Consider the following 12,247-nt stretch of genomic DNA (forward strand, 5'->3'; position numbering starts at 1 on the left):
TGGAACTTGCAATATATAGTTTAAAGTTGAAAATATTCTGATAAAAAAGGAGTGGTTTCTTTGATCAACAAGAGCATCATCATCAACGGAGTGCGTCAAACCCTCATCGTCGATGAGGAAGTAACCCTGGCTAATGTGCTGCGGGGACAACTGCATCTGACCGGAACCAAAATTGGCTGCGGCAAAGCTCAATGTGGCGCCTGCTCCGTCATCATGGACGGCAAGGTGATTCGTTCCTGTGTGACCAAAATGAAACGGGTTCCCGACGAAGCACAGATCACCACCATTGAGGGCGTCGGTACCCAGAAGGAGCTTCATCCCCTGCAGCTGGCCTGGATGATCCATGGCGGAGCCCAATGCGGTTTCTGCAGTCCGGGCTTCATCGTTTCTGCCAAAGGGCTGCTGGATGAGAACACCAATCCTACCCGGGAAGAGGTTCGGGACTGGTTCCAAAGACACCGCAATGCCTGCCGCTGTACAGGGTATAAGCCCTTGATCGATGCGGTCATGACCGCAGCCCGCTTAATCCGCGGCGAGGTCAAAGTGGAGGAACTGTGGGAAAAACTGCCTCAGGACGGTTCTATTTGGGGCAGCAATTATATCCGTCCCTCCGCTCTGGCTAAGGTCACCGGAACCTGCGATTACGGCGCGGATCTGGGGATCAAAATGCCCTGCGGGACCTTGCAGTTGAAATTGGTTCAAGCCAAGGTTTCCCATGCCAATATCCTTTCTATCGACACCAGTGAAGCAGAAAAAATGCCGGGAGTTTATAAGGTGATTACCCATAAGGATGTGAAAGGGAAAAACCGCATTACCGGCTTGATCACCTTCCCCAACAATAAGGGTGACGGTTGGGATCGGCCTATCCTCTGCGATGAAAAAGTCTTCCAGTTCGGGGATGCCATCGCCATTGTGGCCGCCGATACGGAAGAACATGCTCAGGCCGCTGTGGAAAAAGTCAAGGTCGAACTGGAGATCCTGCCCGCTTATATGAGCGCACCGGCGGCCATGGCGGATGATGCCATCGAAATCCATCCCGGCACCCCCAATATTTACTGGGAAACCAAGGTCATTAAAGGGGAAGAAACCGCTCCCATCATGGAAGACTCTGAGGTTGTCGTAGTTCAGGATGATTTCTATGTCGGGCGTCAGCCCCATCTTCCCATGGAGCCGGATGTAGGCTTTGCCTATATCGATGATCAGGAGCGGGTGGTGGTTCACTCCAAGAGTATCGGCATCCATCTCCACCACGCCATGATCGCTCCGGGCTTGGGCTTAGAGCCGGATAAATTAGTGCTGGTCCAGAATCCCGCCGGGGGAACCTTCGGCTACAAATTCAGTCCCACCATTGAAGCCCTGCTGGGAGTGGCGGCCATGGCCACCGGCAAGCCGGTCTTCCTGAACTTTGACTACTATCAGCAAATAACCTATACCGGCAAGCGTTCCCCCTTCTTTATCAACCTCAAGTACGGAGCGACCAAGGAAGGGAAGCTGCTGGCGATGGAAGCGGACTGGAGCGTTGACCACGGTCCTTATTCCGAATTCGGTGATTTGGTCACCCTGCGGGGCAGTCAGTTTATCGGTGCCAGCTATATGATTCCCAATATCCGCAGCAACGGCCGTACCGTCTGCACCAACCATGCCTGGGGTTCCGCTTTCCGTGCCTATGGCTCTCCCCAAAGTCTCTTTGCCACGGAAGTGCTGATGGATGAACTGGCTGAGAAGCTGGGCATGGACCCTTTTGAGCTTCGCTATAAGAATATCTACCGGCCCGGCGATACCACTCCGACCGGTTGTCAGCCCGATGTCTACAGCCTGGTGGAAATGATGGATAAATTGCGGCCCCTGTATGATGCCGCTAAGGAAAAAGCCCGGGCAGAGTCCACAGCGGATAAGAAACGGGGTGTGGGGATCTCGCTGGGCGCTTACGGAGCCGGTCTGGATAATCCGGATGGCTCAGAAGCCTGGGCTGATTATACGGAAACCGGAGTAACCATCTTCAACGCCTGGGAAGACCACGGCCAAGGGGCGGATATGGGGACGCTGGCCACCGCCCACCAAGCCCTGCTGCCTTTGGGCATCAAGCCGGAACAGATCAAGCTGGTGATGAATGACACCTCCATAACCCCGGCCAGCGGTCCCGCCGGAGGGAGCCGCTCTCAGGTCATGGTGGGCAACGCCATTAAGATCGCCTGCGAAGAATTGCTGAAAGGGATTCAAAAGCCCGACGGCACTTACCGGACCTATGCCGAACAGGTTGAAGCAGGTCTGCCCACCCACTTTATCGGCAAGTACGGCACCCCCGCCGGTTATAACGGCTGCGATCTGGAAACCGGACAAGGGGCTCCTTTCACCACCTATATGTATGCAGCCTTTATGTCTGAAGTGGAAGTGGATGTTCAGACCGGCAAAACAAAAGTTCTCGGTATGACAGGTATCTTTGATGTGGGAACCCTGGCCAACAAGCTAGTGGTGGACGGTCAAATGTACGGCGGCATGATCCAGGGACTGGGCCTGGCCTTAAGCGAGGACTTTGAAGACCTGAATAAACATATCGACCTGATCAGCTGCGGCTTGCCTTACCCTAAAGATATTCCCGAGAAACTGGTGGTTGACTATGTGATGACACCCCGTGAACATGGACCCTTTGGCGCTTCCGGTGTGGGTGAAGCACCCCTGACCTCTCCCCATGCCTCCATTATCAATGGGATCACCGATGCTTGCGGCGTACGCATCACCAGACTGCCCGCCCTTCCGGAAAAGGTCCTGGCCGGATTAAAGGCCAAACAATAATTCTGTTAGGTTTCTTACATCCCGTTAGTTGCTGATGCTGCTGCAAACCTGGCCGGTTCAGGCCGGTAAGGTTTGCAGCGGCCCTTCTTCACACGGTCGGAATAAGTCAAAAAGTGGGTATGAAAATGGAACAGGATGAACTGAGACGATTGGAGAGCAAATGTATTCAGGAAAATCCCCCGGCCTGCACGGCAGGATGTCCCATCCATGTTGATGCCAGACAAATGCTGCAGGCGATTCAGAATCAGGACTGGCAGAAGGCTTTGGGGGCTTTGTGGCAAAAACAGCCTTTTCCGGGGATCATCTCCCGGATTTGTGATCATCCCTGCCAGGAGGTTTGCCGGCGGGGGGAAGTTGGCGAGGCCATTTCCATCTCCGCCCTGGAGAAATATTGCGTGGAAAACCATAGTTATCAAGCTCCTAAGGCCAAACCTATCGCTTATAAAAATCAAAGGGTTGCTGTGATTGGCGGGGGGCTGAGAGGATTAACGGCTGCCCTGGATCTGGCGAAAAAAGGATTTCAGGTTACCCTCTTCGAGGCCGGGGACCGGTTGGGGGGAAAACTTTGGACTTATTCCCGGCAGCAGTTGCCAAGGGATGTTATAACCGAGGATTTAAAGCTTCTCAACCGTCCCAACGTGGAGGTGCGGTTGAATGCTCCAATCACACAGCAGGATCTCCCTCCTTTGCAGGAGGAGTTCCCTGCTTTGTATATCGCCTTGGCGGCCGGATCCACTCCTGCCACGGATGTGTTGGGGGAGGGCTATGCGGTGGATACACAGACCTGTGCCACCGGCCGGGCCGGGGTGTTTGCCGGGTCCTATGGCGGCGAGCCTTCACCGATTCAAGAGGTTGCCGAAGGCAGAAGAGCCGCCCTTTCCATGGACCGCTACCTGCAAGGGGCTTCTTTAACCGCTTCCCGGGAATGGGAGGGTGAATCGATCAGCAACCTCTTTGTCAATTTGGAGGGAATTGCTCCCCTGGCTGCGGTGGTCAGGAAAGATAAGGACCTGGGTTACAGTGGAGAGGAAGCCTTGGCGGAGGCCGGGCGCTGCTTGAATTGTCAGTGTTTGGAATGTGTCAAAGCCTGCAAATACCTGGAGTCCTATGGCCGTTATCCCAAAAAATATCTGCGGGAGATCTATAATAACGATGCCATTGTTAAAGGGACCCGTTATGCCAATAAAATGATTAATTCCTGCAGCCTCTGCGGATTATGTGCGGAAGTCTGTCCCCACGATCTGAATATGGGGGATGTCTGTCTCAGCTCCCGGGAAGGGATGGTCAGAAACAAGCGGATGCCCCCGTCGGCTCATGATTTTGCCCTGCGGGATATGGCTTTCAGCAATAGCGGGCAATTTCTGCTGACCCGTCATCAGCCCGGATTCAATAAGAGCCGGTTCGCCTTTTTTCCAGGCTGTCAGCTCAGCGGTTCCTCACCGGAGCATGTGGAGAAAGTATACGCCTTATTAACGGCCAAGCTGCCGGGAGGAGTGGGCTTGATGCTGCGCTGCTGCGGTGCTCCCGCCCAATGGGCCGGGGAAGAGGAACTGTTTAAGGAGGCTATGGCCGATCTGGTCAAGGAATGGGAGGGCTTGGGACGGCCCCAGGTCATTGCGGCCTGCTCCTCCTGCTATAGCATGTTTAAAGAGACACTGCCGGTGGTATCCCTGTGGGAAGTGTTGAATGACCTGGAAATTTCCCTTCCTGCCACCAGCACACCTTATCCATTGGCGGTGCAGGATCCCTGCACCACCCGTCATGAAGAGAGTATTCACAAGGCCGTCCGGGGACTTCTGACCAAGCTCAACTGTCAGGTGGAAGAACTGCCGTTCAGCAGGGAGCTGACCAAGTGCTGCGGTTTCGGGGGCTTGATGTCCTTTGCCAACCGAACCTTAGCCCAAGAGGTCACGGTGGCCAGAAGTCAGGAAAGCCCCCTGGACTATCTGGCCTATTGTGCCATGTGCCGTGATCGTTTCTCCGCTTATGGCAAGCGGATCGTCCATATTCTCGACCTGATGTTCCCCAGGGCGGAAGGGGAGGCGGCGACCCGGGAGGATCCGGGTTTTTCACACCGCCACGAGAACCGGGCCAGGTTAAAAAGAAAGATGCTGCGGGAGACCTGGCAGGAAGGTCTGGGATCAGAAGGGAGGGAGCGGGCCATCGAACTGGTAATCAGCCCGGAGATCAGAAAAAGTATGGAAGAGCGGCTCATCCTGCCTGAGGATATTGAGCAGGTCATCCAGGCCGCTGAACAAAGCGGCCGCAAGTTCATTAATCCTGAAAATGGTCATAGTTTAGCTCACCACCGCCCGAGCCGGGTGACTTACTGGGTGGAATACGAGACTCAGGAAAGCGGTGTCTATCGTGTTCATAATGCCTACAGCCACCGGATGGAAGTGATCGAGGAAGTGAAGTCATGAGTAAGACGGAGAATCAACCCCAGACAGTCTGGAAATGCGGTAAGTGCAATGTGGAACTCAGCCGGGGTACGATCATTGTTGCTTACCTGGGTAATGAAATCCGGGTGGAAGAACTGAAGTGCGCCCAATGCGGCCTGGTCTTGATTACGGAGGATCTGGCCCTGGGCAAAATGTTCGAGGTGGAGCAAAGCCTGGAGGATAAATAGAGGTGATCAAGATGCCGGTCGATGGTTTTCGTTTATTCCAATTAGCGGCTCAGGGATTTTGCTGCAGTCAAATCCTCATCATGATTGGTTTGGAGGACCAAGGCAAGGTTGCCCCGGAACTGATCCGGGCAATGCATGGCTTATGCGGCGGCATGGGGCGTTCCGGCGCTACCTGCGGTGTGCTGACCGGGGGAGCCTGCCTGATCGGGCTGGCCGCCGGCAAAGGAACCGTGTCCGAGCAAGCCCATCCCCGCATCCATCGGATGGTGCAGGAATTCCTGGAGTGGTTCGAGGAAGCCTATGGCAGCCTCCTCTGTGAGGATATTCTGCATTACAAGCTGGAAGAGGGTACGGATTATCCGGTGAAATGCGGCAGCACCATCTCCGCTGCCTATGATAAGGTTCAGGAACTTCTGGCTGCCCATATGGAACCGGAAAATGAATATGAATAATTTTTATGAGAATGATCTGTTGTACAGGACAACCGGCCCTGCCTTGCGTCCCGGCGGGTTTGAGCTGACGGATTGGGCAGTGGAGCATTGCCGGTTTCAGGCGGGAGACAGGATTCTCGATGTGGGCTGTGGTCGGGGGGCTACTGTAGATAGGCTGAGATCCCACTATCATTTGGAAGCCTATGGTATCGACCCCTCGGCAACCTTGCTGACTCTCGGCCAGGAGACCTATCCGGATTTGCCGCTCAGCAAAGGCCGGGGAGAGGATATCCCTTTTACAAACAGCTGCTTCGACGGTGTATTTGTGGAATGCAGTCTCTCTTTAATGACCGATCCCGATCAAGCCTTGAGCGAAATCCGGCGGGTACTTAAGGTCAAGGGGAAGCTGATTATCCATGATGTCTATGCCCGCAATCCCCAAGGCACTCCGGACCTCCGGGAACTCAACATAGGAACATGCATCAGAAATGCCTTAGTTAAGGAAGACTTGGAGCACGGCCTGGAGAGCAAGGGATTGCGGACTATCCATTGGCAGGATCATTCCCCTCTCTTAAACCGACTGATGATGGAACTGATCATGACCCATGGCTCCATGAGTGCTTTCTGGCTGAAATCAACCCATTGTTCAGCGGATCCCAACAGAGTGCAGGCTGCACTTAAGAAGGCTAAAGTAGGGTACTTCCAGTTGATTGCCGAAAAAGAAGCAGAAAAGGAGGCTGAACATTGTCCAGTACGATGATCTCTGATACACGCAGCGTTTGCCCGGAATGTCTGAAGCGGATTCCTGCCCGGCGGATAGTGGAAGAGGATCGGGTTTATATGGTAAAACGATGCCCGGAGCATGGTGAATACAGGGCTCTCCTCTGGAGAGGAAATCCCGGTTGGGAATCCTGGGTGAGACCCACACTTCCCAGTCAGCCCTTGGCTTGTTTTACAGAAGTGGCAGAGGGTTGTCCTTATGATTGCGGCCTATGCGCCGACCATTGGAAACAGACCTGTGCGGCGCTGTTGGAAGTCACTCAGCGCTGTAATCTGAACTGCCGCTTCTGCTTTGCCGATGCAGGGGGCAGCGCCCGGGATCCATCCCTGGAAGTTTTGACCCGATGGTTCCGAAAGGTGATGGAAGCCAGCGGCCCTACGAATATTCAGTTATCCGGCGGCGAACCGACCTTAAGGGATGATTTGCCTGAGATTGTTGCTTTGGGTAAGTCGGAGGGGTTTGATTTTATCCAGGTTAACTCCAATGGGCTGCGTTTAGCCGCTGAAAAGGACTATGTACGGCGGTTACAGGAAGCGGGGCTGGATTCCCTATTCCTGCAATTTGACGGAGTGGATGACACCGTTTACAGTGCTTTGCGGGGACGAAAGTTGTTGTCCACAAAGATAAAAGCCATTGAAAATTGTGCAGAGCTTGGCGTGGGAGTCGTTCTTGTGCCAACATTGGTGCCAGGTATTAATACTCAGCAGATTGGGGATATGGTAAGGTTTGCCCTGGAGTATCATCCCGGGGTGCGGGGGATTCATTTTCAGCCGGTCAGTTATTTCGGACGGATTCCCCAGGAGCCCCGGGATGAGGATCGCTTTACCTTGCCGGAGGTCATTCAGGCCATCGAAGAGCAGACCCAGGGGCTCATCAAGGCCTCCGATATTAAGCCTAATAACGGGAAATGTTCCTTCAGCAGCAGTTTTGTCAAACAAAGTGACGGTTCTTTAAGAAGTGTCCAGACCAAAAATTGCTGTGGTGAGCCGGAACGTGCCGAGGATTTAGTCCGCAAAACCCGATCTTTTGTCGCCCGGCAGTGGGGTGGGATAGAACAAACAGCCGGCACCTGCTGCAGCGGGAATTCCTGGGATCTCCAGCTCAGGCAGATTAAAAGCGCCGGTTTTGCCCTGACCGGCATGGCCTTCCAGGATGCCTGGAATCTTGACTTAGAGCGTCTGCAGAACTGCTGCATCCATGTTCTGAGCCCTGAAGAGAAAATGATTCCCTTCTGTGCCTATAATCTTACCGACTGTCAGGGAAAATCCCTCTACCGGAAGGAGTCCTAGCCGTGGTGCCGGAGAAAACCCCTCTGGAAGCCTGGATTGCCCGGAAGGTTACGGGCAGCAGTTCAGAGATGCTTACCACCAAAAAACTGAGAGATTATCAGCTGAACAAACTGGGGGAGACCTTAGACTACGTAAGGGCAAAAAGCTCTTTCTACCAAAGGCACTTGCCAAGGCATGGGGCCAAGGCCGATTGCTCTTTGGTTCAGCTTGAGGATATCGGGGCGCTGCCTTTTACTACCGCTGCTGATCTGCGCCGGTTCGGACAGGAGATGATCTGTGTTAAAGGAAGCGATATTCACCGGATTGTCACTCTCCAAACCTCCGGAACCACAGGGCTCCCGAAAAGAGTATTCTTCACCGAAGAGGATCAGGAATTGACTCTTGATTTTTTCCACCAAGGCATGCTGACCATGGTTAAGCCCGGGGACCGGGTACTGATCCTTCTGCCGGGGAAAGTACCGGGCAGTGTGGGTGAGCTTTTGCAGCGGGGGCTGGCCCGTGCCGGAGCCGAGGGGCTTGTTCATGGACCGGTGGTTACTCCCCAGGCCGCTCTGGAGCAAATGAACCGGGACAAGGTGAATGTGTTGGTAGGCATACCTACCCAGGTCCTGACTTTAGCCAGAGTGCAGAAAAAGGCTCAGGTAACGCTCCCGCCTTTGCACAGTGTTTTGCTGACTACGGATCATGTTCCCCGCAGCATCGTCAGGGAATTGGTTAAAGTCTGGGGATGCCAGGTTTTTAATCACTATGGCATGACGGAAATGGGCCTGGGCGGCGGCGTCGATTGCCGGGGGCTGAGTGGTTACCACTTGCGGGAAGCGGATCTCTACTTTGAGATCATCGATCCCTTGACAGGCCGGCCGGTTCAGGCAGGAGAATTCGGTGAAATTGTGTTTACCACATTGACTCGTACAGGGATGCCCCTGATCCGTTATCGGACCGGAGACTATTCCCGCTTTATAGTTGATGCCTGTCCTTGCGGGACTGTTCTGCGCAATTTAGAGCGGGTAGGTTCCAGGGACTGCCTGAATCTCGGTGCCGGTAAACTGTTAAGTATGGCTGATTTGGATGAAGTGATCTTCCCTTGGGACGGGGTGCTTGATTTTTCGGCAAGGATGGCTGAGGAGTATGGAAAAATGGTTCTAACCCTTGAGATTCTTATGGACGGCCCTAATCGGGAAAGGGTAGAGCAAACTATCCGTCAAGAGGTTGAAACACATCCGGCCCTTCGGAATCTTATGGAGGAGGGGCAGCTCCAAGTGAACCTAAACTTTAATGCCGATACCGCCGCCTACAGCGGTGGCAATGGAACAGGGAAAAGGATGATTTGTGACCAAAGGGGATGAATGGCATAGGAGCAACACCATACAGCGAATCCCAAAAATTTCATATTGCCGCCATCATTTTGGCAGCCGGTTTTTCCTTGCGGATGAAAAGCTTTAAACCCCTTCTGCCCTTGGGTTCAGCCAGTGTCATAGAAACAGCGATCCAATCATTCCGGAAAGCAGGCTTCATGGATATTCGGGTTGTTCTTGGACATAAAGCCGGGGAGCTTTTGCCGATATGTGATGCATTGGGTGTTCAGCCTATCTTGAATGAAGATTATGCTGAAGGAATGTTTTCCTCGGTCAAGGCCGGAGTGAAGAGCTTAGGTCGGGAAGTGGACGGATTTTTTCTCTTGCCTGCTGATAACCCCCTCATCCAGGCGGACACCCTACAGAGGCTATATGAAGGCTTCAACCTGGGGCCGGGAGGCATCGTTTATCCGGTCTGCCAGGGAAAAAGAGGTCATCCCCCTTTGATTTCCCGATCCTATAGGGACAGCATTCTCAGCTGGAGGGGTGAAGGCGGACTTAGGGCCCTTCTGGAACATTACCAGGCTGATGCCCTTGAGGTGGGCACGGAGGATCAAGGAGTGCTGCTGGATATGGATACCCCTGAGGATTACAGGACCCTATTAAAGCATTATGGCTGTGCCCCTACCCCCACAGAATTCGAATGTTATGAATTGCTTAAAGGGAACAACACCCCGGACCAGGTCATCAAACACTGTGAAACGGTGGCCCGTTTAAGTGTTTTTTTGGGCGAGCAATTAAGCGAAGCAGGGCTGCATTTAAATCGGGAATTATTAAGAACCTCTGCTTTATTGCATGATATAGCCAGGCTTAAACCCAATCATCCCCAAGAAGGAGCTAAACTTACTGCTGCCTACCCGGAGGTTTCCGCTATTATTGCCGCCCATATGGACTGTCCCTGGGAGCCTTCCCAACCGCTGACCGAGCAGGAAATCGTCTATCTGGCGGATAAACTGGTGGCCAAGGAGCGGATTGTTTCACTCCAGGAGCGATTTAAGGGGAGTGTGGAACGGCATCAAAACGAACCGGAAGTTCTTGAACATGTTTATCGGCGCTTTGGTCAGGCCTATAGAATCCATGACCGTGTCGAAGAAATCCTGGGAAAATCGGTACAAACCTTAATCAAGTCAAATCTGGGGAGTGATGTTCATGGATAAAGAGATTAAAATGGGGCTGCAGCATGTTCTTGAAGAAAAACTGGAGGCAGCTTTGATTACCGTCACCAAAGTGTTGGGCTCCGCCCCCAGAAAACCGGGAGCACAAATGCTGGTTCTGGCGGACGGAACCAGCGCAGGGACCATTGGCGGCGGCTGCGGTGAGGCTGATGCCAGGCAGGCAGCCCTTCAAGTCCTGGCCACGGGAAAGCCAAGGAAGCATTGTTTGAATATGACGGCGGACATCGCCGAGGATGAAGGTATGGTTTGCGGCGGTATTATGGAATTATTTATCGATTACCTGGGCCGGCACAATGGGACGGAACAGCTCAATCTCCTGGAAAACTATGTGCTTTCCTTCCATCACGGCGAAACCCCTGTCCTGGTTACCTTAACGGAGTCCAAACAGGACAAGGCCGGTCAAAAGCTGGTCATTCAAAAAAATGGTCAGGTTACAGGGGATTTAGGCTTACCCATACTGAACCAGATAGCCCTTGAGGAGGTTTGGGCGGGTAGGGGTCATGGCCATTTTGCTGTGCTCAATCTTGACGAGAGGTTCAATCCCTGTGACACAACCACTGAAGTCGCCTACCAGATGCTTCTTGAGCCACCGGTCTCAGAAACGAAGCTGGTGATTTTAGGAGCAGGACATATTGGCCTGCCTTTGGCCGGTATGGGAAAAATGCTGGGTTATGAGGTCACCGTCGTGGATGACCGGCCCTCCTTTGCCAATTCCGGCCGGTTTAGAACGGCTGACCGGGTGATCTGCAATGATTTTGAAAAAGCCTTAGCAGACCTGGTCATCGACTCCCAGACCTATGTGGTCATCGTAACCCGAGGTCATCGGCATGATAAGGTCTGCTTGAAAAGAGTAATTCATCAACCGGCGGGCTATATCGGGATGATTGGCAGCCGCCGCAGAGTGAAGGTGATGTTGGCCGAATTACAGGAAGAAGGGATTCCGGCCGCAGCCTTAGAGAAATTGTACTCCCCCATCGGCTTGAAGATCGGCGCGGAAACTCCTGAAGAAATTGCCGTTTGCATTCTGGGCGAGATCATCAAGGTTCAGAGGGAGCATAAGGACAGGGTAAAACAGCAAGACGGTGTAAGGCAGCAAGATAATGTAAAACTGCAGGAAGAGCCGGCAACTAGTGTCAGGAACAATGAAGAACCTCAGAAAATGCTCGTATGAAAAAAGTGTATATTGTGCGCCATGGTGATATCGGATTAGGCAGGAATAAACGGTATATAGGGATTCAGGATCTTTCCTTGAGTGAAGAAGGCAGGGAGCAGGCCTTTTCCTTAAAAGAGCGGCTGCGGGAGGTTCCTTTGGACAGGATCTATTGCAGTGCTTTAAGCCGGTCCCGGGAGACCGCGGCGATCATAACTGAGGCTCATTCCTTATCTTTGACCGTTCTTCCCGAGCTGCATGAGATCGGGATGGGGGAATGGGAAGGCCAGCTTTTCAGTGAGATACAGGAGCGGTTTCCGGCGGAGTACCGGCTGAGAGGGGAGGATATTGTCCATCACCGTCCTCCCGGAGGGGAAAGTTTCCTCCAGTGTTCCCGGCGCGTTATCCCCTTATTCGAAAGCATTGTCCGCTCTGATGCCCAAACCAGTCTTATTGTCGGGCACGCCGGGGTCAACCGGGTGATTTTATGCCATGCCCTGGGATTGCCCCTTCAGGAACTCTTTAGTTTTAAGCAGAGTTATGGATGCTTGATTCTATTGAACCAGGCTCATCGAGGGCAATGGGAAGTGAAGTATATTATCCCAGAATGAAACTATTTATGGCTGTTTAAGAGCAGGTATGAG

General features: G+C 53.1%; 10 protein-coding genes. All 10 read left to right on the forward strand.

Annotated elements, in window-relative coordinates; all coding sequences use genetic code 11:
* Nucleotides 1-60: 60 nt before the first annotated feature.
* The 10 genes from DESLBE_RS00940 (at nt 61) to cobC (ending at nt 12,214) form a co-directional block, all read left to right on the forward strand.
* Complete coding sequence (locus tag DESLBE_RS00940) at nt 61-2,793, forward strand: molybdopterin-dependent aldehyde oxidoreductase (protein ID WP_011459977.1); 2,733 nt, start codon at nt 61-63, stop codon at nt 2,791-2,793.
* Between the two features lie 125 nt (nt 2,794-2,918).
* Nucleotides 2,919-5,216 (forward strand): pyridine nucleotide-disulfide oxidoreductase/dicluster-binding protein, encoded by a 2,298-nt coding sequence (locus tag DESLBE_RS00945; protein ID WP_144674859.1) that lies wholly within the window; start codon nt 2,919-2,921, stop codon nt 5,214-5,216.
* Nucleotides 5,213-5,422, forward strand: coding sequence for a DVU_1557 family redox protein (locus DESLBE_RS00950; protein ID WP_015944419.1), 210 nt, complete (start codon nt 5,213-5,215; stop codon nt 5,420-5,422). The genes DESLBE_RS00945 and DESLBE_RS00950 overlap by 4 nt, the downstream gene beginning before the upstream one ends.
* Nucleotides 5,423-5,433: 11 nt before the next feature.
* Nucleotides 5,434-5,874: a DVU_1555 family C-GCAxxG-C-C protein gene (locus DESLBE_RS00955; protein ID WP_144678595.1), complete on the forward strand. Its 441-nt coding sequence runs from the start codon at nt 5,434-5,436 to the stop codon at nt 5,872-5,874.
* Nucleotides 5,867-6,613 (forward strand): DVU_1556 family methyltransferase, encoded by a 747-nt coding sequence (gene trsM, locus DESLBE_RS00960; RefSeq protein ID WP_144674860.1) that lies wholly within the window; start codon nt 5,867-5,869, stop codon nt 6,611-6,613. The genes DESLBE_RS00955 and trsM overlap by 8 nt, the downstream gene beginning before the upstream one ends.
* A complete protein-coding gene (trsS, locus tag DESLBE_RS00965; protein ID WP_144678596.1) occupies nt 6,610-7,923 on the forward strand; it encodes a radical SAM (seleno)protein TrsS in 1,314 nt (437 codons plus the stop codon). Before trsM ends, trsS begins: the two co-directional genes overlap by 4 nt.
* A gap of 2 nt (nt 7,924-7,925) precedes the next feature.
* Nucleotides 7,926-9,269 (forward strand): DVU_1553 family AMP-dependent CoA ligase, encoded by a 1,344-nt coding sequence (locus tag DESLBE_RS00970; protein WP_144674861.1) that lies wholly within the window; start codon nt 7,926-7,928, stop codon nt 9,267-9,269.
* Entirely contained in the window at nt 9,266-10,435 is a 1,170-nt protein-coding gene (locus DESLBE_RS00975; protein ID WP_015944414.1) for a DVU_1551 family NTP transferase, read from the forward strand. The genes DESLBE_RS00970 and DESLBE_RS00975 overlap by 4 nt, the downstream gene beginning before the upstream one ends.
* The gene (locus DESLBE_RS00980) at nt 10,428-11,624 is read left to right on the forward strand and encodes an XdhC/CoxI family protein (RefSeq protein ID WP_144674862.1); all 1,197 of its coding nucleotides are present in this window, start codon (nt 10,428-10,430) and stop codon (nt 11,622-11,624) included. The genes DESLBE_RS00975 and DESLBE_RS00980 overlap by 8 nt, the downstream gene beginning before the upstream one ends.
* Nucleotides 11,621-12,214, forward strand: a complete 594-nt coding sequence (cobC, locus tag DESLBE_RS00985; protein WP_144674863.1) for an alpha-ribazole phosphatase — start codon at nt 11,621-11,623, stop codon at nt 12,212-12,214. Before DESLBE_RS00980 ends, cobC begins: the two co-directional genes overlap by 4 nt.
* The last annotated feature ends 33 nt before the right edge of the window (nt 12,215-12,247 follow it).

It is taken from the genome of Desulfitobacterium sp. LBE, assembly GCF_007830365.1.
Classification (GTDB): Bacteria; Bacillota; Desulfitobacteriia; order Desulfitobacteriales; family Desulfitobacteriaceae; genus Desulfitobacterium; species Desulfitobacterium hafniense.

Excerpts from the sequence above, each read along its gene's own strand:
- DESLBE_RS00945 (WP_144674859.1), top strand. The coding sequence starts at position 2,919 with ATGGAACAGGATGAACTGAGACGATTGGAGAGCAAATGTATTCAGGAA.
- DESLBE_RS00975 (WP_015944414.1), top strand. The coding sequence starts at position 9,266 with ATGAATGGCATAGGAGCAACACCATACAGCGAATCCCAAAAATTTCAT.
- cobC (WP_144674863.1), top strand. The coding sequence starts at position 11,621 with ATGAAAAAAGTGTATATTGTGCGCCATGGTGATATCGGATTAGGCAGG.
- trsM (WP_144674860.1), top strand. The coding sequence starts at position 5,867 with ATGAATAATTTTTATGAGAATGATCTGTTGTACAGGACAACCGGCCCT.
- DESLBE_RS00980 (WP_144674862.1), top strand. The coding sequence starts at position 10,428 with ATGGATAAAGAGATTAAAATGGGGCTGCAGCATGTTCTTGAAGAAAAA.
- DESLBE_RS00955 (WP_144678595.1), top strand. The coding sequence starts at position 5,434 with ATGCCGGTCGATGGTTTTCGTTTATTCCAATTAGCGGCTCAGGGATTT.
- trsS (WP_144678596.1), top strand. The coding sequence starts at position 6,610 with ATGATCTCTGATACACGCAGCGTTTGCCCGGAATGTCTGAAGCGGATT.
- DESLBE_RS00950 (WP_015944419.1), top strand. The coding sequence starts at position 5,213 with ATGAGTAAGACGGAGAATCAACCCCAGACAGTCTGGAAATGCGGTAAG.